Raw genomic sequence first — 23,079 nt, forward strand, 5'->3', positions numbered from 1 at the left:
ATTGACTGCAGCGCTGTGAGGCGTGTGCGACGAAGATCTGCTGGCGGTCGTACCTGGCCGTGCCGGAGGGCGGACTATGGCGCTCGATGTTATGACGTTGCCGGAGTCGTGCAGCGCTGCGGAGCTTGCGACCAGCGGCGCGCTTGACTGTCCAGATGCCAAGGCTAAGGAAGAAACGAGGGGCATGAGGACGCAAGCGAGGGTAGCTCCGTAGGCGAAAAGCCGATGCGACAACATAGGCTGGCTCCTTCGTGCGCGATGGGAGATGGGGCGAGCGGGTCTACGGAGCCACACGTCTATGCCGGTGCCGTGGTGGGCCTATCGGGATCTCAGTAGCTGCCGCCGTAGGTGCTGTTCGGTCCTGCGTAGGGACCGTAGGTGCCGTTCGGGCCTGCGTAGGGGCCGTTCGGTCCTGACGGCGGGTATCCGGCTTGCCCGCTGCCGTAGTAATTCCCGTAGCCGCCCATGCCGTACTCGTTTGCCTGCTGTATGGGCGAGTTCATGGGGGCGCCCGTTTGGGGATACTGGGGGCCTCCATAGATGTCCGCGGTGACGCCGTATTGAGGGCCGGCGGGGCCGTTGTAGTTCACGGTCTGCTGTTGGCGCCTGGATCCCTGGGTAGACAGGTAACGGAACAGGTAGTAGCCGCCGAAGGCTAGGATAAGAACGACCAGGGCGATGACGACGGAGACAGGGTCGTGAGACGTGATTCGCGAGCGGAAACGTCGACGTGTTGGCGCAGTTACCGATGTGCTCGTATCCACCTGATGTCCCGTGGTGGCAACCTGATGTCCCGTGGTGGCAACGTTAGCGGGGGAGCTGTCCGACCTAACGGCGACCGCACTCGCCTGCGGTGTCGCTGTGTCCCACGCGCCGGCGTAAGGCAGTGCGACACCCGTGATAGCGAGGGCGAGGGTCGCGGCAAAGGTTAGTGGTCGGCGGATGGTCATGTGGATCTCTCCCACGATGAGGGACGGTCATGAATAGGTATCAGTCTAGCCCCACTATTGGCTGTAGACCCGGTGTTTCGCGGGCCGATACGGTCGGCATGATGCTCGTTGGGAGCAGCATATTTCGACTTGTGTCAATAGTGTGTTGTGGCGCACGCTCGTCGGCTTGCTTCCCCAACGTTGGGTGAGCTATAGTTCTACAGGTCGCCGAGGCGACGAACTAAATACGGGCTGTGGCGCAGCTTGGTAGCGCACTTGACTGGGGGTCAAGGGGTCGTGGGTTCAAATCCCGCCAGCCCGACGGAAGAACCGTGAGGAGTGAGCCTCACGGTTTTTTGTTGTTTGTCGTGCTGTCTGCGTGGAGAAGGTAAGGTAGGGACCTCTGTCCCTGACGACGCTCCAGCTTTTCATTTGTAACCGAAATGTGATCCAGATTTTGCTATTATATTTCGGCTGGTAGAACGTAGTTTTCTCGAAAATATCAACGGATTCTTGCAGGTGAAAGCCGCTAGCTGGGCGTGCGCGAACACTCACAACTAGTTCAATGACTGGAGTAAACTGATTGTCAGGTCGAAGTCGTCAACGGGGATGATTTCGACCTGCTTACTGTCGGCCGTGGCAGAAGACGACGTGACACCTTAACCAGCGGGTACTCCGCACGTGAGTCGCGCGGTTTAATGTGCGCAACAGTTCGTTGGGCATCTCCGTTTCCGCGACGACCGCCCGTCCCAGTCCATCGCAGAACGAGGCCACGGCAGGAACGCTCGGAGAACCCCTCAGCGCGCGAGATGATCCACAACGCCAGGCTAACCAGACGAGAGGTCCACCAACGTCGGTGTTCGAGTTTGTGGATTCTAGAACTCAGACACCGCCGTCACCTGGTTCACCGCCGAAGCAGATATGGCGCTGACAGGCTAATGCGGGACCTGGGTACCGCAGTGCGATCAGCTCCGCGGATCCGCGTCGATCGCCCCCTGAATGTCGTGGAAGAGCAGGTTCGAGATCTCTACCTGCACCATCTCCACCTTGGGCACATCACGCAGGAGCAGCGGATCATTAGCGGATGTCTGAAGCGCCAGCGTTCCGCAACCAAAGATGCGGTCGTCAACGCCCTTCTCAATTTGAATATCGGAGATGCGGCTCAGCGGAAGGTCGTGGCCGGTGCGCTTGAGCACACCGGTACGGGTGATCACACGCTTCGTCGTCACCGTGTAGCTGGTCGACCACCACTTGACCCACGGAGCGATCAACAGCGGGATCGACAGGACCGCGACGGCGATCCAGATCGTCGTGAGCGCCCAGTAGCGGGCGTCCTGGGGAACATAGAACGATCCGACGGCCGCTGCCAGGACCAAAAGGATTTCGACAACGATCGCTGGGAGCAGGGTCTTAAGGTGCGTGTGCATGTGCCGGACGACGACCTCGTCCTGACTGAGGAGCTTTTTCGACAGGGCCATGTCACCATCATGCCAGATAGCCGGGGCAAGAGGGATAGTCGGTAGGCCCCTGGTGGCCACGCTGCGTCACGTCATGACGGCCTGCGGTACGTACCTACGATGTCAGTATTCACGATGCCTATCGCTGACATCAATGCGAGCATCGTCGTCGGACCCACGAAACGGAAGTTCCTGTCCTTCAGCTCCTTAGCGAGCGCCACCGATTCTGGCAGCTGTGTGGGCACCTCGTCCTGTGATCGAGGAAACGGATCCTGTTTGGGGCGATAGGTCCAGACGAGTTCGCCCAGGTGGGTCGGAGCACGCGAACTGTCGCTGCTGCCACGCATGGTGACCGTTGCGCGTGCGTTACTGATTGCAGCCTCAATTTTTCGGCGGTTACGAATGACGCCGGGGTCGCAGAGGATGCGTTCGACGTCGGCCTGCGTGAAGGCAGCGACCCGGTCAGGGCTGAAACTCGCGAAAGCTGCGCGCAATGCATCGCGCTTGGCGAGTACCGTTCGCCAGGAGAGCCCGGCTTGGAATCCCTCGAGCACGAGGCGCTCGAAGACGCCTGCTTCGTCGTGTACGGGCAGTCCCCATTCGGAGTCGTAGTACTCGCGCATGAGTAGGTCATTGGAGGCCCAGTCGGGACGGACGAGGCCGTCGGAACACAGGGTAAGACCGACGGGAATCGGCCGCGAGGTTGGTGCTGTGCGTGAAGTAGTCATGACAGGATGGTGCGCCCGGTTCCTCGGCCAGTCAAGGCAGGGGATAAGACCTGTGGATACAGGTACGCGCCGCTGGCCGCCTGTGGATAGGGGAGAGGTCGTATGCATGGGTGTCGCGCGAGAAGGGCGGGCTGCCACGACCGTGGCACCCCGCCCTTTGTGACTCAAGCCTACTTGCGACGGCGTTCACGCACGCGCACCGAAATCTGAATCGGTGTGCCGGCGAAACCGAAGGTCTCGCGAAGGCGGCGCTCGATGAAACGACGGTAACCAGGATCGAGAAAACCCGTTGTGAAGAGGACGAAGCGCGGGGGCTTGCTCGACGCCTGCGTGCCGAACAGGATGCGCGGCTGCTTGCCGCCGCGCAGCGGGTGAGGATGGGCGGCGACCAGCTGACCCAGGAAGGCGTTGAGCTGGCCCGTGGGGATACGGGTTTCCCAGCCTTCCAGGGCGGTGTCGAGCGCGCGCACGATGCGGTTCGTATGCCAGCCAGTCTTAGCGGCAAGGTTGATGCGCGGTGCCCACTGGATCTGTACGAGCTCACGTTCAAGCTCGTTCTTGATCTCCTTCTGTCGCTCTTCGTCGACGAGATCCCACTTGTTGGTGACGACGACGAGTGCGCGGCCGGCATCGATGACCTGCTGCACGACGCGGACGTCCTGTTCGGTCAGCGCAGTGGAACCGTCGATGAGGACGAGTGCGACCTCGGCCTTCTCGATCGCTGCCTGGGTGCGGATCGACGCGTAGTAGTCCGCTCCGGTCGTACGGTGCATCTTGCGGCGAATGCCTGCGGTGTCAACGAACCACCACGAGCGATTATCGAGCTCGATGAGTTCGTCGACGGGGTCACGCGTGGTGCCCGCCAGCTCGTTAACGACGACGCGCTCGCCGCCGGCCAGCGCGTTCAGCAAGGAAGACTTGCCGACGTTCGGGCGGCCGACGAGAGCGACGCGCCGCGGACCGCCGGTGGGCAGTGCCGAAGCGACGGCGGACTCGCTTGGGAGAACCTCCATGATGACGTCGAGGAGATCGCCCGTTCCACGTCCGTGCAGCGCCGAGATCGGGTAGGGCTCACCCAGGCCGAGGCTCCACAGGTAGGCCGCGTCGGCCTCCTGAAGGGGTGAGTCGACCTTGTTGGCGGCCAGGATGATCGGCTTCTTCTTCGAGCGCAGCATCTCGACAATGCGCTCGTCCGAGGCCGTGACGCCGACGGTCGCGTCGAGAACGAGGACGACAGCATCGGCCAGGTCAACCGCGATCTCGGCCTGCTCCGCGACAGAGCGGTCCAGACCCTTGACATCGATTTCCCATCCGCCAGTGTCAACGAGCGTGAAGTCGCGGCCCGCCCATTCGGCAGGGTAGGAGACGCGGTCGCGGGTCACGCCGGGCGTGTCCTGAACGACGGCCTCGCGCCGTCCGAGGATGCGGTTGACCAGTGTGGACTTGCCGACATTGGGGCGTCCAACGACTGCGAGCACAGGCAGGCCAGCCGCCACGTCGTCGACGTCCTCGAGCCCAGACTCGCCTTCCAAGAGCGCCAGGTCCTCCTCGTCCAGGTCGAACTGGTCGAGGTTTGCGCGCATCACGCGGGCGCGAGCCTCGGTCTCCTCGTCGCTCAGTTCGATCGCGTCGGAGGGGGCCGTCGTCGCGTCCTCGATGTAGGTCTCGTCCGCGCCCGCATCGTACTCGGTGGTTACGTCGGGCTGCTTATCAAAGTCGTTCACGCGCCCAGTCTACGGTGTGGCGCACTGCAAAGGCCCGATGGGAGTACCTGCGGCGCGCCAGTTCACAGCTGTGGCGTGGTTATTCATGCGAACGAACGTCTCCGGCGAGCACCTCGGCGGCGACCGGCACGTCGTTGTAGCGGTGGTGGATTCCCTGAACCTCCTGGTACCACTCGGCTCCCTTACCCGTGATGATGACGGTATCACCGGGATCGGCGGCAAGGATCGCGAGGCGCACTGCATCGCGGCGGCAGGTCGTCACCTCGGTGACATGTTCCATGCCAGGGCGTACGGAACGGATTCCCCGGAGAAGGTAGTCGCGAATCGACTGAGGATCCTCGGTGCGCGGATTCTCGTCCGTCACCCACAGGACGTCGGCCTCGCGCGCAGCGATCTCGGCGAGATGCTCGCGCTTGGTGGCGTCGCGGTCACCATCGGTTCCGAAGACGACGACGACCCGACCGGGCGTCAGCTCCCGGGTCGAACGCAGCGTCCACTCGAGGGCTTCGGGAGTGTGCGCGTAGTCGACAATGACGAGGGGCTGGCCACCGGGCACCGGGTTTACCTTTTCCATCCGTCCGGGAATCTGAGGCGCATCCTCGATCGCGCAGATAACCTCAGCAAGGTCGATGCCGAGGCTTACCGCACTGACGATCGCAACCGCAGTGTTTTGGATGTTGACTTCGCCCAGGATGGGCATCGCGACTCGGTGCCCGGCCCCGGAAGGATCAACGAGGGTGAATACGGTGCGACCGATCGTCTGATCGGGGGTGACGTCGCGGACGCGCCAATCGGCGTCCTGCTCGGTCAAAGCGGAAACAGTGGTCACCGGAACAGTGGCTTGCTCAGCCAGGCGACGACCCCATTTATCGTCGACGCATACGACGCCGCGGCGCGAATGCTCCGGAGTGAACAGGAGAGCCTTCGCCTGGAAGTAGTTCTCCATGTCCCCGTAGTAGTCCAGGTGGTCGTGCTGTAGGTTCGTGAATGCGGCGACGTCGAAGACGATCCCGTCGACACGGTGCAACGACAGCGCATGCGCGGACAGCTCGATGACCCCGGCTCCGCACTCGTACTGCTCGGTCGCTGCCAGGAAACGTGCGACAACGGGAGCTTCGGCGGTCGTGCGCACGGCCTCGAAAGAAATCGGTCCGACGTGGGTTTCCACGGTGCCGCACAGTGACGCGTGTGGGAAACGGGAGGCGATCGCTGCGCGCATCAGATACGAGGTCGTCGTCTTGCCGTTCGTGCCCGTGATCGCCATCGTCGTCAGGCGCGTGGCGGGCGAGGTGTACACGTTGGCGCACAGCTGCGCAACCACGCCGCGCGGGTCGGCGACCTGAATGACGGGCACTCCCAGGCCGCGCTCGTGCGCCTGTGTGCGTCCCTCCTCGTCCGTCAGGACGACGCTTGCTCCGGCTTCGATCGCCGCGTGAGCGAAACGAATACCGTGCTGTTTCAGGCCGGGCACTGCCACGAAAAGCCACTCCGACTCGCAGTCATCGGAGGAGACGGTCACGCCGCGAAGCATCAGTTCCGTGTCGGCGATAGATGCGGGGGCACCATCGGCACCGAAAAAGCCTTCAATGTCCAGGCCGGACAGGGCGGTCGCCAGGCGGACCGGAGCGATCGTGGGGCGAATGTCATTCACTGAAGTCATGTCTCTACTGTAGTTCGTCGCGACGGCAGTGCGCGCCACACCGACGGGCCGGGACACAGTAGGATGGGTGTCATGCAGATCTTGACACGCAACGAAGCAAAGCATCGCGCTGCCCACCTTCATGTCTCCGCTATCGACGTTGTGGTCGATATCCGAGACGCCCAGGACACGGCGAATCCCACCTATCCCGTGGCGTCGACCCTGACGATGAGCTCGGATGAAGAGCGCACGTTTATCGACATCGCAGGGGAGGTCACCGGCGTCCTTCTCAACGGTCAGGCGCATCCCTTCGATGATGATAATGATCGCGTCTGGGTCGGCGGGCTACCCGTGGGGCAAACATTCACTCTGGAGATCCGTGCACTTGCGCGCTACTCGCGTAGCGGTGAGGGCCTCCACCGCTACACGGATCCGGAGGACGGCGAGGTGTACCTCTACACCCAGTTCGAACCCAATGACGCACACCGTGCGTGGCCGTGCATCGATCAGCCGGATGTTAAGCCTGAGTGGACATTCCACGTCATCGCTCCCGCCGGTTGGGTCGTCTCCTCCAACGGGGTCGAGACAGACGTCGAGGAGGTGGAAGGTTCGGGGGCGCTGCGCCACGACTTCACCGCGACCCGCCCGCTGTCGAGCTACATTACTGCCATCGTCGCGGGGCCCTGGGCGGTTATCGACGGCGGCACGTGGCGTGGCGGCGCATCGGATGGCGGGCACGCCGAGCTGTCCCTGCGTCTCCTGTGCCGGCGTACGCTCGAGCGCTACCTCGATTCCGATGACGTTTTCGAGGTGACGCGCGCAGGCCTGGACTTCTTCCATGAGCGCTACGGAGTGACCTTCCCGTGGGGCTCCTACGACCAGGTCTACGTGCCCGAATACAACCTGGGCGCTATGGAGAACCCAGGGTGCATTACCTTCAACGAGAACTACATTTCCCGCTCGACCCCGACGTTCTCCGAGCGCCAGCGTCGAGCGAACACGACGTTGCACGAGATGTGCCACATGTGGTTCGGCGACCTTGCAACGCCCTCGTGGTGGGACGACCTGTGGCTCAAAGAGTCTTTCGCTGAGAACCAGGGTGCCAGCGCGATTGCGACCGCGACCCGCTACGTCGGGGAATGGGCAAACTTCGCAATGAACCGCAAGATCTGGGCCTACACGCAGGACCAGATGCCGACTACCCACCCGATCGCAGCCGATATTCCGGACGTCGCGGCCGCAAAGACCAACTTCGACGGCATTACCTACGCGAAGGGTGCATCGGTCCTGAAGCAGCTGGTCGCCTGGGTTGGAGAAGACGCTTTCTACGAAGGAGCACGCCGCTACTTTGCGGAGCATCAGTTCGGGGCGACGAATCTGCAAGACCTGCTAGTCGCCCTTGAAGGGGCATCGCGCCAGGAACTGTCGTCGTGGAAGAGCGCGTGGCTTGAGACCTCCGGCCCCTCGACGCTGTCCGCATCGTGGGTCACGGACAATGTAGGTGCGATCACCGACTTCATTCTTCACCAGAGCGGCGATGCCTGCGACGGTGCGCTGCGTCCTCACCGCGTCACCGTTTCCACGTGGCGGGTCGCTGCTGGCACCCTCGAACGGACGCATAGCTTCGACGTGCGTATCGAAGGCGAAGCGGCAGCCATCGACCCCGAAGGAGTGCTCTCCGTTCCCGGTGGAGCCGCCCGCGCTGATCTCGTCGTCGTCAACGACGACGACCTTACGTATGCGATCTCTCGCCTGGATGAGCGTTCGACCGACGTGGCACTCGCCTACGTGGGAACCATCGACACGGCGATCACGCGTGCCGTGATATGGGCGTCGTTGTGGAACGCGGTGCGTGACGGACTGCTCGATCCTCGCCGTTTTATTGCTGCCGTACTGACTGCCGTTCCTACAGAGACAGAACCCGCCATTCGCGACCGGCTGCTTCTCTTCGTCTCCGAGGCGCTGTCCTCGTTCCTGCCGGGAAGCCTTCGCGGTCACGTCCACGATCAGGTGCTGGCCACGACGATTCGCCTGTCGCGCGAGACGGAAGATTCCGACGCCTGGCGCTCCTACACCCGTGCCTTTATCGCGGAGTTCGCCGCCCGCGGCGCTCAAGAGCACGAGGCCACCGTGCGCGGCTTCGCAGCCAGCGACGACCCCGACATCGCCTGGCGTGCCCGCCGTGCCCTGGCGGCACGGGGCCTCGTCGACACGGGAGCCATCGAAGCGTGGCGCAACGCCGACGGCTCCGGTGAGGCTGCGCGCATGAGCGTCGAAGCACTCGCGTCGCTGCCGCTCGAGGAGGCGCGCTCGCAGGCGTGGGAGGCGGTGTATTCGGAGTCGCTTTCGAACGACTTCCTGACGGCGACACTCGCCGGCCTGAACGCTTCGTCGTGGGATGGTGAATCGGGTATCGACAGCGCCGTCGAGCGCCTTCGGTCCTACTGGGAATCCCACACCATTGGGATGGCCTTGCGCTACGCGAACGGCGTGCTCGGCTACGGCCTCGACATTGACCGGGAGGGCAGTGTCGAACGTTCTGTGGGGCTCCTGCGCGGCTGGCTCGATGCTCACGGAGATGCTCCGGCGCAGCTGCGCCGTATTGTCCTGGAGCACCTTGATGCCTTTGAGCGTGACGAGCGCGTACAGCGCCGCTGGAAGCACGATCAGTGACGCCGGGAGCACAGCGCAGCGAGGCGGCGGGCGAGCGGGCCGAGGCCACCCTGGCCTCGTCCGCCGACCCCGCGGCCTCGATGTCCCTCCTGAATTCTCTGCTCGCCAACCCCCTCGACGCTGGTTACGAGCACTTTCACGCCGACCGTGGGTCGAGGCCAGCAAGCGTCATCGGTACAATCGGTGTCTTCGCGGTAGCCGTCGCGCTCGGCTTCGCCTCCATCGTCGCGACGAGCTCGCTGCGAGCTCCGGCCTCAGATGTCAAATCCGATTTGAAGGCACAGGCATCCGAGCGCACCGATACGGTCGAAGCGCTCAACAACGACGTGCAATCTTTGGGGCGTGCCATCGAACAGTACTCCGGTACAGGCCCGACTGCGGCATCTAACCCGGCACAGGATCTCGTGACCGCGACGACTCCGGTCGTCGGCCCCGGCATCACGGTCACTCTGACGGATCGCGGCGGCCCGGGCAAGGGGAGCGGAGCGGTGCGTGATCAAGATCTGGCGATAGTCGTCAATGCCCTGTGGGCCGCCGGAGCGGACGCCGTCTCCATCAACGGTCAGCGGGTCGGTCCCGACACGTTCGTGCGCACGGCTGGATCCGTGATCCTCGTGAACGTTACCCCCGTCTCCTCGCCCTACGAAGTGTCGGCGATCGGTGACGCCAACGCGCTCTCCGTCGCCCTCGTTCGCGGGGCCACCGGCGACTACCTCTCGGCCGCGCAGTCGGTGACCGGTATGACGGTGTCCTCGAAGGTTTCGGACCACCTCCAGATGGAGGCGCTCACGCTCACGGATTCCCGCTACGCAACCCCGGTGGGAGAATCGAATGAAGGAGGTTCTTCATGATCGCTGTCATTGGCTTGATCATCGGCATCGTTCTCGGCGTGGTCCTGGATCCCACGGTTCCGGCCTGGCTAGCCCCGTTCCTGCCCGTCGCCGTCGTCGCTGGTCTGGATGCTCTCTTCGGTGCCGGTCGCGCGTGGCTCGAGGGTCGCTTCGCGGACCGAGTCTTCGTCACGTCATTCTTCTGGAATGTCGTCGTCGCTTGCCTTCTTGTGTTCCTCGGCACCCAGCTTGGTGTCGGCTCAGCGATGACGACAGCTGTCGTCGTCGTTCTGGGTATCCGTATCTTCTCCAACACGGCGTCGATTCGCCGTCTACTTCTGAAAGCCTGAGATGAACGACGAACCCACTCAGCCTGTCGCACAGGACGATGGCGTCGAGGAAGAGACGCGTGCGCACGTCAGCCGTCGAGGGCCACACGGGGATTCCCGCGTGTGGACGCGTGCTCGCCAAGCCTTCTTCGCACTTCCTCGCGGACTGCATGTCGTGATGCTCGTGATCTTCATGATTCTCGGATTTGCTTTGGCCACGCAGGTGCGTGCGCAACGGTCCGATCCCCTCGAGGGGCTCTCGGAGCAGGATCTCGTCACCGTCCTGGACGAGCTGGGCACACAGGAACAGAACCTACGCAACCGCCGCGGCGAGCTTTCCCGCGAGCTTGATGACCTGCGCAGCGCAGCCAGCGAGGCAGATGCACGCGAACAGGCTACTCGCAAGGCTGAAACTCAAGCGCAAATTGCAGCTGGTACAGCACCCGTGCACGGCCCCGGAGTCACTGTCGGAGTCGCGGACCCGGGCACTAATCTGACTCCCACGCAATTCGTTATGACGCTGGGGGAATTGCGCAATGCGGGAGCTGAGGCAATCGAACTCAACGGCGTACGCCTCTCTACGCGCTCTGCCTTCACGGGTCAGGCTGGTGCCATTATCGTCGATGGGACACCGATCGTTTCGCCGTACACGTGGAAGGTGATCGGCGAAGGACAGACAATCGCGACCGCTCTTGATATCCAGGCGGGCTCAGCGGCGCAGATGCGAGCGAAGGGTGCGACCGTCACGATCACGCAGGCTGACGATCTATCGATTACATCGATTGCCGCGCCGAAACCCCCGCAGTTTGCTACCTACGGCTGATCGTGGCCGTAGCTGGCTATCATGTGGTGCGTGCTCGCGCCTGATACAAGGCAAACGTTTACACTTGACTCATTCCATTTTCTTATTCTTTGGAGCGCACAATGTCTGACAACCAGCCATTCGACCCGACTGCAACCTCAGTTTTCGGCTTGGCGCCTGTCGTTGACGAGGTCGAAGAGGCACCCGTTGCGCTTTCCGCTCGCGACCGCGAGGCCGTCGAGGCCCTGCCCGCTGGCTCGGCACTTCTCATCGTGCTGCGCGGTCCGAATACGGGTGCGCGTTTCCTGCTGGATCCTGAGGTGACCAACGCCGGTCGCTCTCCCAAGGCTGATATCTTCCTTGACGACGTGACCGTGTCGCGCAAGCACTGCCAGTTCATCGCCTCTGAGGGCGGTCACATCGTGCGCGATTCGGGATCGCTGAACGGAACGTACGTCAACCGCGAGCGCGTCGACTCCGTCCAGCTGCGCGCCGGCGACGAAGTGCAGATCGGTAAGTATCGTCTGACCTACCAGCCGTCGACCAAGCAGGCCTGACGTGTCAGCAGCCGTTGCGCACGCGCGGGGGGCAGGCTCCTCTCACGAGGCTCGCTCGTGGCCGCAGGATGCCGATCACAGCCCCGAGCTGTCAATCGGCCGCGTCGTTGACTCTCTGAAAGAGGAGTTCCCCGCTATTTCGCTGTCCAAGGTGCGTTACCTGGAGAGCGAGGGACTCGTGACTCCCGCGCGCACAGGTTCGGGTTATCGTAAGTACTCCGCAGCCGACGTGGAGCGTTTGCGTTACGTGCTCACCGAGCAGCGTGATTCCTTCACACCGCTGAGCGTGATTCGCGCGCAGCTCGATGCGCTCGATGCGGGCCACACTCCTGCGAGGCGCAGGGTCGCCCAGGTCGTCTCCTCCGAGGGACAGACGGTGTCACTCGCCGGGCGCCGCGCGGTGCCCGCCGCTGATCTGTCTGATCTGACGGGCATCGATGTAGAGACCCTCGACCGCTACACCCGCCTTGGGCTCATCACACCTGACCTGGCCGGTTATTTTCCTGCGCGCTGCGTGCAGGCGGTGTCAGCAATTGCACGCCTTGAGTGTGCTGGAGTTGACGTGCGCGTGTTGCGAGCGGTTCGTCAAGGTGCCGAGCGTAGCGCCGACATCATCGATCAGGCCGTGTCCTCACAGCGTGGACGAGGCCGTGGTGCCGATCGTGAACGTGCGCGCGCCAGGGCGGTTGAACTGGGGGAGATGTTTGCCGACCTGCACCGTGAAATGCTGACTGTGGCTGTGTCTGCCCTCGCGGATGATGCAGGCTAAGTCTCATGTTGAACATGAAGGTTAGACTCGCCGCTTCGGTCATTGACCACCGTGCCTCGGTGCTCTACCGTAGACCTGTTCTCATCAAGTACCACCTGCAAGGAGCCCGACAGTGAGCGCACAAGCGAACGCCGCTAGCCGGCAAGGCATGCTTTTTGGCGACCCGCTCGAAGGTCTTGATACGGACGAGATGGGCTACCGTGGTCCCGTTGCGTGCAGCGCCGCAGGTATCACCTACCGTCAGCTGGACTACTGGGCGCGTACCGGCCTCCTTCAACCCTCAATTCGCGCGGCTCGCGGTTCCGGCTCGCAGCGTCTGTACTCCTTCCGAGACATTCTCGTGCTGAAGGTCGTCAAGAAGCTACTGGATGCGGGTGTGTCCCTTCAACAGGTACGTGTTGCCGTCTCGTCGCTCCAGAACAGGGGAGTGGACGATCTTGCGTCTATCACTCTGATGAGTGACGGAGCGTCGGTCTATGAATGCACCTCGACCGACGAGGTGATCGATCTCCTCCAGGGTGGCCAGGGCGTCTTCGGAATCGCGGTAGGCCGTGTGTGGCGCGAGGTCGAGGGATCGCTCGCGGAGCTTCCGCTTGAGCGTTCTGAGCCAACGTTTGTTGACGAGCTCGCGCAGCGTCGTCGTTCCAAGCTTTCTGCGTCCTGACACGGAGCGTCTGAACATAGCTGTGGGGGCCAGGCTGAGCCTGGCCCCCACAGCTTGTGAATGTCGGCAGGACTGTGGCCCTCAGCGGCGACCCAGGGGGCGATGGACCGTGTAGGATGCTTCGACGTCGGTGATTTCCACGGTCACCATGCCGTTCTCGTCCACAATGTATGACTCCTCGATGAGCGGCCCGTCCTCGGTGCGAATGACAGGAACAGTGCTCAGGTCGACATCGTCACGACGCAAGGCGCGATCGAAGGGAACGATGACCTCGCCGTAGGGTTGAAGGTCGCCGCGCGGCACCCCGGCCTCGTCGAACGAGGAGTACTCGACGAAACGGAAGTAGCCGATGTTATGCGCGGCGCGGTAGCGGCGCTTGATGGTGAGAGTTTCGCCGGGAGCGAGCTCGGTGTTGGGCTCAAGAAGCGTATCGAAGGAAATCAAGGAACCAGCTTCACGCTCGCGGAAAACACCGACACCGCGGGAAAGCTGTTCGCGTACCGTGTATGCGGCCTCAGGATCGGCACCGATCGCCAGGCCAATCGCGGTAGAGGCAGCGGTGTGGGGAGAACGATGAACGCGGCGGCCAAAGCGCGAACGCAGCATGCGAGCAACGAGAGGCAGCTGTGAGCCGCCACCGACGACGTACAGACCGGCGATGTCGCCGCCGAGCTGGCCGACTCCGGACGCGTCGTGAACAAGGAGTGGTTCCATCGCGGCGATCGTCGCTTCGACGAGGGCAGAAGCGGCTTCGTAGAAATCCGCAACCGGGATCGTGACGGGCTCGCCGTCGACGGGCACGGTAATGAACTTCGTGGAGGGGGAGAGGGTCTCCTTAGCGTCTCGGGCATCCTCGATGAGGCGTTCCCAGGCTGCCTCGCCGAGCTTCCCGGAATCGGTTCCGGCGGCCGCTGCAAGGCGGGTGGCGAGCACCACGTCGAAGTCGTCTCCGCCGACCATGTTGAGGCCGCGTGAACCCATGACCTCGTGCAAGGTGCCGGTAGCCGAAACGATTGACGCGTCGAACGTGCCGCCACCGAGGTCGTACACAAGAATCGCGGTGCGCTTGGAGTTGAGGGTTCCGGCGTGACGGTGGGTGTACTCGAAGCCGGCAGCGGAAGGCTCATTCACCATCGCGAGGACATGCCAGCCGGCGCGCCGGAAGGCCTCGAGGGAAAGGAAACGCTGAGCCGACCATGCGTGAGCAGGCACGCCAACGAGCGCTTCGAGCGGCTCGGAATCGGGCAGCGATGCAATAGAGGAGTTGGTACGCAGCTGGTGCGCAACGTAGGTCAGAAAACCGGTGAGCACCTCGAGGATCGAAATGCTGTGGTTGCCTAGGCGCAGCGTAGACGTGTCAGTTACCGATGGGTCGGACAGCAAACGCTTGAAAGAACGCAGGTGGGGAGCTCCATCGCGTGCGGCGTCCTCGGCGTCGAAGCCGTAGACGAGGCGGTCTCCGTCAAGAGCGATGATCGAGGGGACAAAATCGACCGTATCGTCGTTGTTGTCGACGAAAGAGACGATCGGATAGTTCCCCCGATCAACGATAGCGATTGCGGTTGTCGTGGTGCCAAAATCTACTCCGAGTCTCATGACAACCACCCTAGCGTCTAAAGTAGGCCGGTCCTAGGACGTCTCGCCGAGCGTACGCACGTTCCCCGGTAAGGCACGTTGCCCAATGATGACAAAGAGCCACGCAAGTAGGAAGTATGTGCATCCGGCAATGGCGTCAACCACGTAATGATTGGCGGTTGCGACGATTGTCACGATAGTTAAGGCGGGGTGAATGGCAAGAATGAGTCGTGCCCACCATGAGCGCCACACGTAGGCGCCGAGCGTGCAGGCGACCCATACGGACCAGCCAGTATGCATTGAAGGCATGGCCCCGTAGGGGTTCGCGAGTGTGCCAAACAGCTGCGAATAGGCAGACGTATGCTGGGCAACAGCGTCAACAAAGCCGAGGCCGGGCACGAGGCGCGGGGGTGCCAGGGGATAGGACCAGTAGGTGATGAGCGCGCCGATCGTCATGATGACAAGAGTCCATCGAGCGCGGCGGTAATGGGCGGGGGCCTTCAGCCACAGGATGATCATGGCAAAACCGGTCATCGCAAAGAAGGAAACGGCGTATTGAACTGACGCGAGCGATGCGAGGAGTGGATGAGCCGTTAGCCATGCGTTCGCGGGTTTCTCGATGAAGAAGCCGAAGCGCGTCTCAAAGGCAGCAACGTCGTGCGCGTGTGCGATGGCAATGGATTCCGGGGCCTTCGCGAGGAATGACAGGAGTGAATACGATAGGCAGGCCGCCGTGAGCACGATGGTCTCTCGAAGAGCAGGGGGGCGTTGTGAGCGCGCGTCGTGTTCTGTCGTCATGGGTGCAACTGTAGCGTGTGGGCGGAGAGGGTCAGGAAAAGAAAAACGGACATAATGTACATTATCGGATCGTAGGGGTCTGTTACTGCCCGGAGCCAGTACCGTTCCGCTTGACGCGTCAGATAGAATGGTTCCGTTTCTTATCTACGTCCAGGAGGCTGTTATGGCTGACCGCGCGCTGCGTGGCATGCAGATCGGTGCGAAGTCCCTCGAGTCCGAGGACGGCGTCGTTTTCGCCGATCGTTTCATCGTTCGTTACGCCTGCCCGAACGGACATGAGTTCGAGGTGACGCTGTCCAGTGAGGCGACGGCTCCGGCGACCTGGGAATGCAAGTGCGGCCAGTCGGCGGATCTGATCGGCGAGACCGTCGAGGACGAGGAAGACAAGCCCGTTAAGCCTCAGCGCACCCACTGGGACATGCTTCTCGAGCGTCGTTCTATCGAAGAACTCGAGGTCGTTCTCACCGAGCAGCTCAGTGCCTACCGAGAGGGACGCCTGCGCCCAGAGGGCTCATACCGCAAGGGCTGATCATTTCGACAGCACTCGACGGGCGGCTTGGGTCAGACGACCCAAGCCGCCTTTCGTGACCATGATGAGTTCCTCGACGAAGATCGACGAGTCGAGTTTGGATTCTCCGGCGATACGCTCATCGAAGGTGATAGGCACCTCGGCAATCGTGGCACCCAGGGATCGTTCCAGCTCCGTCATCTCGACTTGGAATCCGAATCCGGTGGTCGCTACCCGGTCGAGAACCTCATTGTTAGCCAGGAAGGCGGCGCGGTGTAGGCGCAGGCCCGCTGTTGCATCCTTGACCGGGGTCCCCAAGCAGAATCGGACATAATAATTGCCCGCCTTCGACAGGGCGACGCGCTTGTGAGACCACCCGTTGATGCGCCCTCCGGGTACCCAGCGTGAGCCGATGACGAGGTCGGGCCGATCGGGTCCGGCGATGCGGCTCAGTAGCTTCGGGAGGTCCGCTGGGCGGTGAGATCCGTCGGCGTCCATCTGGAGGATGAACGGATACCCGCGGTCGATACCCCAGCCCATGCCGTCGACGTAGGCGGTCGCCAGGCCGGACTTCGCCGGGCGATGCAGGATGTGCAGTCGTTCCTCGCAGGCGCGGCGAGAATCGACCCATTCCCCCGTCCCATCTGGCGAGGAGTCATCAACAATGAGGATATGAGCGCGTGGCACGTGCGCCCAGACCTGCGTGAGGATCTCTGGAAGCGTCTCCATCTCGTTGTATGTCGGGATAACGATCAGGGTGTGGTCTCCCTCGGGAGACGGCACGAGGCGCTCAGAAACGGTCATGAGTCACATTTTGCCGAACTTAGCGGCGTGACGCACGCCTGGCGCGCCAGGAGGCACGCACTCCCCGACCGATAACCGTCAGGAAGGCGAGGAAGCCGACGATAAGCGTCGCGCCCATGACACCATTGGGAATTCTCTCCCCCGCTTGGGCCGTGAACGTCAGGGACGAACGAAGCGGAACGTCTGCGGCGAGTGTGGCCGACTGCTGCGTGCCGCTGCTCTTTAAGATCGAGCCGTCGGGACGAATGACGTAGGAATGCCCAGTCGTCGAGGCCTGAACCGCACTACGCGAATACTCCATCGCCCGCATGCGCAACAGCTGACCCTGCTGAGCGGACTCTCCCGAGGACTGGAAGTGATAGTTGTTCGATGGAACGATGATCGCCTGTCCGCCACGGGCAACGCCCTCGCCGATCACCAGCGGGTAGCCGGCCTCAAAACAGATGCCGACCGCGAGGGGTACGCTGCGACCGTCTCGTGCACGAATCGTCATGAGGGGAGGCTCCTCCCCCGCTTCCATGTCGCGGCTCGACTGTGCGACCTCCGTGGCGAAGGAGGCGATGAACTCGCGGAATGGAATAAATTCGCCGAAAGGTACGGGAATGTGCTTGGAGTAGCGCGCCGACTCGTCCACCCCCTGCCCCGGTACCCAGACCGCCAGCCAATTCTTGACGCGATCGCGCTCGTTTACGTTCGTATACCCGATAAGAATCGGAGCATCCAGGGCCGTGGCGGCCTGATCAACCGCTTGCCCAATCGCTGGGAAATCCTTCGGATCGCGATCGACGGACCCCTCACCCCAGATCGCTACGTCGATCGGGTCATCGGCGACCTCTGGCGAACTCGCAAGATCGAGGGATGCCCGCACGTTGTTGTCCGTCACCTCTCCCTCGCGGCTGTAGGCCTGTGCGCCAGGCAAAGCGATATCACCTTGAACGACGCCAATGCGCAGCATCCCGTTCTCAGCCTGCTTGGGCAGCGGCAGCGCGAGTGGAGCAATGAACGCGGCGACGATGATAAGGGCGAGAACAGGCCGCGAAAACCAATGCTCCCGCACGATGCTCGCGTCGCGAGCCGCGAAAGCACGGCGCAGGAGGACGGCCAGAAACACGACGACGGCGGTGATAAGCGTGGTCCCGCCGTAGGGCGCGAGATGCCCCAAAGACGAATCCACCTGTGGCAAAGCCACAGAGCCCCAAGGAAAACCCGACCACGGCCACCGCGATCGTGCGGCGTCGACGCCTGCCCACGTGAGAGCAAAGAACGTCGCTTGAAGAAGCGGACCCCGCGCCCACGACCACAGCTGCGTCCAACGCGCGAATAACACCCATCCCATGAGGAATAAGGTCTGCACGAACGCAAGGACAAACCACGGAGGCGTCGTCCCCACCGCCAGCGGAATCCAGTCAATGAGCGGAATCCACAAGCTCATGCCGAACACAAAGGTCACTGTCAGCGCGCGTGGCGCCCGGGCCTCGTCAATGCGCGACAGGTACAGCGCGAGCGCGGGGATCGACAGCCACCACCAGCCCACCGGGGGAAACGACGCGTATGACGTGAGTCCGGCGATGGCGGCGATGAGCGAATCACCGCACAGGTGGCCCAGCGATACGCGTCGAAACAAGTCCTGCTGCCCCACTATCCCTCCAGGTCGTTTAGATAGTCGACCACGCCACAATACCGCGGCCGATTCGATCCTTCGCGGTCTCTGCCTTGCGCTTGAGCTCGCTGCTCGTTGCGGCCGACGCGATCTGGCCTAGGCAATCCATCACCTGGCGCATCCAGCGGACGAAGTCTCCCGCCTGGATAGGCGTCGTATCGATCGCGGTTGCCAAGGTCGCTCCGTGCGCCCACGCAAGCGTCGGTGCCATCAGGCCCGCGTCGAGGCTCGGGGTAAGGTCGCACCCACACGCTTTCTCCACGCGGTGAACACGCTTCAGAGTCGCGAGGCTCTCGTGCCAGGCTTCCTGCAAGCGAATGCCAACCCCTGCGGGAGCGAGCTGCTGGGCATCGTCGTCGGACCGTGAATCGTACACGAGGGCGGAGACCATCGAGGCAAGTTCCACCTCGTTGAGCTCGTTCCACGTGCCTTCGTTCATCGACATCGCGACAACCAGGTCGCGTTCGCCAAAGATCCGACGCAAACGCTGACCGGCATCGGTGACCTCATCGCCCGCCAAAAAACCGAGGCGTTCGAGCACCGAACAGACGCGGTCAAACTGGGCCGCGACGGATCCCGTCTGAGAATCGATAGATGAGCGCAGGCGGTCAACCTCCCGTGCCAAGCGTGCCCATTGGGCACCCGCACGCGCATGTTCCTCCCGATGCGGGCATCGGTGAACTGGGTGCTGGCGCATCGCGACACGCAGGGCTGAGACGGGGTCGCAGTCCTGCGCGACATCTGAGGGGAGCTCATAGATGCCCTTGGCAGTGCCGGACCGCAGTTCTCCGGCGATTCTTGTGCGCTCCTTTGTGCGCCGAAGCGCGGAGCCTCCCGGAATAGACATATGGCCGACGACTGCAATCGCGCCGCGAACGTCCTCGAAAGCCAGAGCGCGCCACGTGGCGTCCTGCCCGATCACTGACACCTCGACGCGGCCTGAGGCGCTGGTGGCTTTTGCGCCGACGACGCACAGTCGAGTCTTGCGCCCGCGTGTGAGCGCAAGGACATCACCGGGGCGCACGCTGGAGAGCACGCGCCGGGACTCCTCTCGGGCCACACGTTTGCGCGCCCGGGCGCCGGATTTCTCCGCCTGTCCCAGTTGATCGCGCAACGAAAGATATTCGCGCACGTCGCCGCGCGAGCATGACAGCTCAGCGATCGTCGAGTCGCACTGCGCCTGCACATCCGTCAGGCGCGACGCGAGCTCGACGACGGCTGAGTCGGCCTGGTACTGCGCGAAAGACGACTCCAACACCTTGCGGGTCTGGGCGCGCGTGGAGCGTGCGAGCAGATTGACGACCATGTTGTACGTCGGAGTGAATGCGGAAATCAGCGGATAGGTGCGCTTTGATGCCAGGGCTGCGACTTCCTCGGGGGCCACTCCCCCGCGATGCGACACGACCGCGTGCCCCTCGGTGTCGATGCCACGACGCCCTGCGCGTCCGGAAAGCTGTGTGTACTCCCCCGCCGACAGCGCCACGTGCGCAGAGCCATTCCACTTGGTGAGCGACTCGATGACGACCGTGCGTGCGGGCATATTGATACCGAGCGCCAGCGTCTCGGTCGCGTACACCATCTTGACGAGGCCACGCGAAAACAGGTGTTCGACGCTCTCCTTCATGAGGGGGAGCATGCCTGCGTGGTGGGCCGCGATGCCGCGCATCAGACCGCGCTTCCAGGCCTGGGCACCCAGAACGATGGCGTCCTCGGGCGCCAGTAGGGAGATGACCTCGTCGACGTAGCTCTCAATCTCGGCTGCCTCCGAGCGCGTCGTCAGCGTGATGCGCGTGGACAGAATCTGACGGACGGCGTCCTCGCACCCCGCGCGCGAAAAAATGAAGGTGATCGCGGGCAACAGACCGGCCCGATCGAGCGAAATGAGCGTCGAAGGGCGCGATTCGCGACGCACCCGCACCTCGCGGTTCCACGAGCGTGACCCGCGTCCCCCGCGCATTCCGGAGTCGCGCGTCGCAGCCACGAGTTCGGGGTTGAGCTTTGCCTTGCCGGTCGGTGCATACAGGTCAAAAATGTCTTCGCCGACGATCATGTGCTGGTAGAGCGGCACGGGACGCTTCTCCGAGACGATGATCTCGCAGCTGGAGCGCACCTCCCGGATCCAGGCACCGAACTCTTCGGCGTTGGACACGGTGGCCGACAGGGCGATGATCGCGACGTGCGCGGGCAGATGGATGATGACTTCCTCCCACACCGGCCCCCGCATCTTATCGGCCAGGTAGTGGACCTCGTCGAGGATAACGACGCCTAGGTCATCAAGGGATACGCCCGCGTAGATCATGTTGCGCAACACTTCGGTTGTCATGACGACGATAGGCGCGCTCGAGTTGACGGAGGTATCTCCGGTCGCCAGTCCGACGTTGTCCGCACCGTACAGGTCGCACAGCTCCAGGTACTTCTGGTTCGACAGTGCCTTGATTGGCGTCGTGTAAAAAGCTCGCATCGCCTGGTTGAGGGCAACGTAGGCACCGAAGTGCCCGACGATGGTCTTACCGGCTCCGGTGGGCGCTGCGACCAGAACCGAGTTGCCGGCCTCGACGGCATCGAGGGCCTGGATCTGGAATGGGTCCGGGGTGAAGCTCAGCGTGGAAACCCATCGGGCGCGCAGCGAAGCAGCTGCCTGAGCCTCGGCCTTGTACGCGGCGTAGCGCTGCGCGGCGCTCCCGACCCCCAGGCCGACTTCCTCCTGGCGTTCCTCATGCTGACTCCCGCGGGTGCGGTGTCGGCGTCGCTTGGGGCTCACGATTCGTCCTCTTGGGTCCAGTTTGACAAGATAGTTCGTGCTCGCCTCGCAGCAGCCTCCCGCATGTCTGGGACCACCGCGCGAAGGTGCGGAGCGATGTCGATAAGAAGACTAAGACCCCACTGCTCATTCCACACGGGCAGCGTGATGCGCGCTCCCCCGCTGTGGAGTTCATGGGTGACGCGGCCGTCGTATTCGTCCGCGATCCACCGAGCGTCACGATCGACATCAAGTACCCACGTCGGCGCATCGTGACGGACGCGGCGCGGCTCCTCGATGCGCGGACCCTCCCAGCGGACATCGCGGATCGAAGCGACAGCGAAGCTGCGCGCCTCGCCAGCGCGCGTACACCAGCCGCGCAGGAGCCATCCGCCGGCACTCGCTTCAAGCGACCACGGGTCGACGAGGCGCCGCGTCTGAACACCGGTGGCGGACACGTACGTAAACGACACGCGTTCTTCGCGCACGAGTGCATCGCGCAAAGCTTCGAGGCTTGCGCCGGACGAGGCCGGGGATGGCAGCGCCTCCACGTGCTGATCGGCGTCGGTGGCTTTCAGGCCGCCCAGAGCGCACACGACGAGGGCTGCGTGCGGGACGTGTGCGGCGAGGTCTGCGCCGAGCAGAGGGGTGATCGCGGACAGGCCGATGAGAAGGGCCTGAGCCTCGAGCGTGGACAGGCGCAGCGGTGCCGAAGCACCCAGCGTCGAGCGAAGTGACACGCGCTGCTCTTGCTCGTAGAGCTCCCAATCGACCTCGAAGGAGGCACCGGGGAGCGAATCTCCAACGGATGCAAGGTACTCGACATCGCGGCGCACCTGTCGCCTGGTGCGGTGGAAGTGGGTGGCAATCTCGTCGACGGTCGAACCCGGGTGCTCACTCATCCAGGCAACCATCGATGCGAGACGAACAACTGCCAGCTGGACGTTCTCAGGCATTGTGCTCACCCCACGCACAGGCCGCGCGTAGGCGCGTGAGCATCGCCTCTCGCAGTGACTCGGGCGATACGACGACCACGTCCGAGGCAAGGGCAAGAAGGCGGCCAATCCACGTCCCCATGTCGCCGCCTTCGAGGGCGACGCGATCCCACCCCGGCCGAGGCGAGCCGGAAGCGGCCGAGGCCTGCCCGGCCTCGTAGCCGTGAAGAAGAGTGCGCGCCGTTGAGACGTCACGCACGTCGACGACGGGCGAGACCAGCGAGGACACGCGGGGAGGTGCCCCTGCCTCGGGAGGAGTTGATGCGTCTCCCGGCTCTCCCAACAATGACACCCGCGAACGTATCCTGGAGACGCGGAAGGTGCGTTCGGCGCGGCGGTCGAGATCCCACCCCCACAGGTAGAGCGCACGTCCCTGGACCGATAGCGCCCACGGATCGACGGAACGCTCGGTCAGCTCGCCTGACCCCGGGTACTCAAAACACACCACCGTGCGCTCTCGGATGGCCTGTGCCAACGAAGCGGCAGCCCCCACCCCGGTCAAGCCGAGTCGGATCGTCGGTGCGCTAACGTCGTCAGGGGAAGCGGCAGCGGCCTTCGCGTCGATGGCGTCCGCGAAAAATTCATTGCTATCCCACGCGCGTGCGGCCAGCGACATGAGAGCGCGATCAGCGCTAGTGACCTCAATGTCGCGGGCAAAAGAATCCCAGGCGATGCTGTAGCGCTCGCCCGAATGAATCGTCATGTGGGCACCCGCATCGCGCAATGCGTCCTTGTCGCGCTGGAACTGGGTCTCAAACGCATCGTCGGCGAGTCCGCGGTATCCGGGCAGAGCGCGCAGCTGGGTCTTGGTGCGGCCGGGACGCGCGCCCAGGAGCTCCACAAAAAGCTCAAGGACGCGCACGTTAGCGTTGACGGCGGTACTCACCCAACCACCCTA

20 protein-coding genes and 1 tRNA gene are annotated in these 23,079 nt (G+C 63.2%); 9 read left to right on the forward strand and 12 right to left on the reverse strand.

What is annotated here, in order from left to right; translation table 11 throughout:
- Positions 1 to 329: 329 nt before the first annotated feature.
- Positions 330 to 764, reverse strand: coding sequence for a hypothetical protein (locus RDV55_RS09975; protein ID WP_309187949.1), 435 nt, complete (start codon positions 762 to 764; stop codon positions 330 to 332).
- A 413-nt stretch (positions 765 to 1,177) separates the two neighbouring features.
- Between RDV55_RS09975 and RDV55_RS09980 the strand changes: the two genes are divergently transcribed.
- Positions 1,178 to 1,251: transfer RNA gene (locus RDV55_RS09980), tRNA-Pro, on the forward strand.
- Between the two features lie 643 nt (positions 1,252 to 1,894).
- Here the strand turns inward: RDV55_RS09980 and RDV55_RS09985 are convergent.
- The 4 genes from RDV55_RS09985 to RDV55_RS10000 form a co-directional block, all read right to left on the reverse strand.
- On the reverse strand, positions 1,895 to 2,407 hold the full coding sequence (locus RDV55_RS09985; RefSeq protein ID WP_111824494.1) for a PH domain-containing protein: 513 nt from the start codon (positions 2,405 to 2,407) through the stop codon (positions 1,895 to 1,897).
- A gap of 71 nt (positions 2,408 to 2,478) precedes the next feature.
- Complete coding sequence (locus RDV55_RS09990) at positions 2,479 to 3,114, reverse strand: DNA-3-methyladenine glycosylase I (RefSeq protein ID WP_111824495.1); 636 nt, start codon at positions 3,112 to 3,114, stop codon at positions 2,479 to 2,481.
- A gap of 170 nt (positions 3,115 to 3,284) precedes the next feature.
- The gene (gene der / locus RDV55_RS09995; protein WP_111824496.1) at positions 3,285 to 4,838 is read right to left on the reverse strand and encodes a ribosome biogenesis GTPase Der; all 1,554 of its coding nucleotides are present in this window, start codon (positions 4,836 to 4,838) and stop codon (positions 3,285 to 3,287) included.
- A 79-nt stretch (positions 4,839 to 4,917) separates the two neighbouring features.
- Positions 4,918 to 6,498: a UDP-N-acetylmuramoyl-L-alanyl-D-glutamate--2,6-diaminopimelate ligase gene (locus tag RDV55_RS10000; protein ID WP_111824497.1), complete on the reverse strand. Its 1,581-nt coding sequence runs from the start codon at positions 6,496 to 6,498 to the stop codon at positions 4,918 to 4,920.
- Between the two features lie 72 nt (positions 6,499 to 6,570).
- Between RDV55_RS10000 and pepN the strand changes: the two genes are divergently transcribed.
- The 7 genes from pepN to RDV55_RS10035 all read left to right on the forward strand — a co-directional run bounded on the left by pepN (position 6,571) and on the right by RDV55_RS10035 (position 13,101).
- A complete protein-coding gene (gene pepN, locus RDV55_RS10005; RefSeq protein WP_111824498.1) occupies positions 6,571 to 9,150 on the forward strand; it encodes an aminopeptidase N in 2,580 nt (859 codons plus the stop codon).
- The gene (locus RDV55_RS10010) at positions 9,147 to 10,001 is read left to right on the forward strand and encodes a DUF881 domain-containing protein (RefSeq protein ID WP_174703848.1); all 855 of its coding nucleotides are present in this window, start codon (positions 9,147 to 9,149) and stop codon (positions 9,999 to 10,001) included. The genes pepN and RDV55_RS10010 overlap by 4 nt, the downstream gene beginning before the upstream one ends.
- The gene (locus tag RDV55_RS10015) at positions 9,998 to 10,330 is read left to right on the forward strand and encodes a small basic family protein (RefSeq protein ID WP_111824499.1); all 333 of its coding nucleotides are present in this window, start codon (positions 9,998 to 10,000) and stop codon (positions 10,328 to 10,330) included. The genes RDV55_RS10010 and RDV55_RS10015 overlap by 4 nt, the downstream gene beginning before the upstream one ends.
- A 1-nt stretch (position 10,331) precedes the next feature.
- A complete protein-coding gene (locus RDV55_RS10020) occupies positions 10,332 to 11,132 on the forward strand; it encodes a DUF881 domain-containing protein (protein WP_309187952.1) in 801 nt (266 codons plus the stop codon).
- Positions 11,133 to 11,233: 101 nt separating this feature from the next.
- A complete protein-coding gene (locus RDV55_RS10025) occupies positions 11,234 to 11,668 on the forward strand; it encodes an FHA domain-containing protein (protein ID WP_111824256.1) in 435 nt (144 codons plus the stop codon).
- 1 nt (position 11,669) lies between these two features.
- Positions 11,670 to 12,437, forward strand: coding sequence for a transcriptional regulator FtsR (ftsR, locus tag RDV55_RS10030; protein WP_111824255.1), 768 nt, complete (start codon positions 11,670 to 11,672; stop codon positions 12,435 to 12,437).
- 112 nt (positions 12,438 to 12,549) lie between these two features.
- Entirely contained in the window at positions 12,550 to 13,101 is a 552-nt protein-coding gene (locus tag RDV55_RS10035; protein WP_174703837.1) for a MerR family transcriptional regulator, read from the forward strand.
- Positions 13,102 to 13,182: 81 nt separating this feature from the next.
- Here RDV55_RS10035 and RDV55_RS10040 read toward each other — a convergent pair whose 3' ends face one another.
- On the reverse strand, positions 13,183 to 14,697 hold the full coding sequence (locus RDV55_RS10040; protein WP_111824254.1) for an Hsp70 family protein: 1,515 nt from the start codon (positions 14,695 to 14,697) through the stop codon (positions 13,183 to 13,185).
- Between the two features lie 33 nt (positions 14,698 to 14,730).
- A complete protein-coding gene (locus tag RDV55_RS10045) occupies positions 14,731 to 15,474 on the reverse strand; it encodes a phosphatase PAP2 family protein (protein WP_111824253.1) in 744 nt (247 codons plus the stop codon).
- A gap of 163 nt (positions 15,475 to 15,637) precedes the next feature.
- Here RDV55_RS10045 and RDV55_RS10050 point away from each other — a divergent pair, with 163 nt between their 5' ends.
- Positions 15,638 to 16,003: an RNA polymerase-binding protein RbpA gene (locus RDV55_RS10050; RefSeq protein WP_111824252.1), complete on the forward strand. Its 366-nt coding sequence runs from the start codon at positions 15,638 to 15,640 to the stop codon at positions 16,001 to 16,003.
- On the opposite strand, the gene RDV55_RS10055 is transcribed toward RDV55_RS10050, so the two are convergent.
- The 5 genes from RDV55_RS10055 to RDV55_RS10075 are packed head-to-tail and all read right to left on the reverse strand — an operon-like array spanning position 16,004 to position 23,067.
- Positions 16,004 to 16,786: a polyprenol monophosphomannose synthase gene (locus tag RDV55_RS10055; protein WP_111824251.1), complete on the reverse strand. Its 783-nt coding sequence runs from the start codon at positions 16,784 to 16,786 to the stop codon at positions 16,004 to 16,006.
- 19 nt (positions 16,787 to 16,805) lie between these two features.
- Positions 16,806 to 18,425 carry an apolipoprotein N-acyltransferase gene (gene lnt, locus RDV55_RS10060; RefSeq protein WP_111824250.1) on the reverse strand — a complete coding sequence of 540 codons (1,620 nt, stop codon included), beginning with the start codon at positions 18,423 to 18,425 and terminating at the stop codon, positions 16,806 to 16,808.
- Between the two features lie 16 nt (positions 18,426 to 18,441).
- Complete coding sequence (locus tag RDV55_RS10065; protein WP_111824249.1) at positions 18,442 to 21,207, reverse strand: DEAD/DEAH box helicase; 2,766 nt, start codon at positions 21,205 to 21,207, stop codon at positions 18,442 to 18,444.
- Positions 21,204 to 22,142, reverse strand: coding sequence for a helix-turn-helix transcriptional regulator (locus RDV55_RS10070; RefSeq protein ID WP_111824248.1), 939 nt, complete (start codon positions 22,140 to 22,142; stop codon positions 21,204 to 21,206). Before RDV55_RS10070 ends, RDV55_RS10065 begins: the two co-directional genes overlap by 4 nt.
- Positions 22,135 to 23,067 carry a helix-turn-helix transcriptional regulator gene (locus tag RDV55_RS10075; RefSeq protein ID WP_111824247.1) on the reverse strand — a complete coding sequence of 311 codons (933 nt, stop codon included), beginning with the start codon at positions 23,065 to 23,067 and terminating at the stop codon, positions 22,135 to 22,137. Before RDV55_RS10075 ends, RDV55_RS10070 begins: the two co-directional genes overlap by 8 nt.
- Positions 23,068 to 23,079: the final 12 nt, after the last annotated feature.

The sequence above is a fragment of the Schaalia odontolytica genome (assembly GCF_031191545.1).
GTDB classification, from domain to species: Bacteria; Actinomycetota; Actinomycetes; order Actinomycetales; family Actinomycetaceae; genus Pauljensenia; species Pauljensenia odontolytica.

Coding starts and splice junctions, on each gene's coding strand:
- RDV55_RS09985 (WP_111824494.1), bottom strand. CDS start 2,407: ATGGCCCTGTCGAAAAAGCTCCTCAGTCAGGACGAGGTCGTCGTCCGG.
- RDV55_RS09990 (WP_111824495.1), bottom strand. CDS start 3,114: ATGACTACTTCACGCACAGCACCAACCTCGCGGCCGATTCCCGTCGGT.
- RDV55_RS10000 (WP_111824497.1), bottom strand. CDS start 6,498: ATGACTTCAGTGAATGACATTCGCCCCACGATCGCTCCGGTCCGCCTG.
- pepN (WP_111824498.1), top strand. CDS start 6,571: ATGCAGATCTTGACACGCAACGAAGCAAAGCATCGCGCTGCCCACCTT.
- RDV55_RS10015 (WP_111824499.1), top strand. CDS start 9,998: ATGATCGCTGTCATTGGCTTGATCATCGGCATCGTTCTCGGCGTGGTC.
- RDV55_RS10020 (WP_309187952.1), top strand. CDS start 10,332: ATGAACGACGAACCCACTCAGCCTGTCGCACAGGACGATGGCGTCGAG.
- RDV55_RS10025 (WP_111824256.1), top strand. CDS start 11,234: ATGTCTGACAACCAGCCATTCGACCCGACTGCAACCTCAGTTTTCGGC.
- RDV55_RS10040 (WP_111824254.1), bottom strand. CDS start 14,697: ATGAGACTCGGAGTAGATTTTGGCACCACGACAACCGCAATCGCTATC.
- RDV55_RS10045 (WP_111824253.1), bottom strand. CDS start 15,474: ATGACGACAGAACACGACGCGCGCTCACAACGCCCCCCTGCTCTTCGA.
- RDV55_RS10050 (WP_111824252.1), top strand. CDS start 15,638: ATGGCTGACCGCGCGCTGCGTGGCATGCAGATCGGTGCGAAGTCCCTC.
- RDV55_RS10055 (WP_111824251.1), bottom strand. CDS start 16,786: ATGACCGTTTCTGAGCGCCTCGTGCCGTCTCCCGAGGGAGACCACACC.
- RDV55_RS10070 (WP_111824248.1), bottom strand. CDS start 22,142: ATGCCTGAGAACGTCCAGCTGGCAGTTGTTCGTCTCGCATCGATGGTT.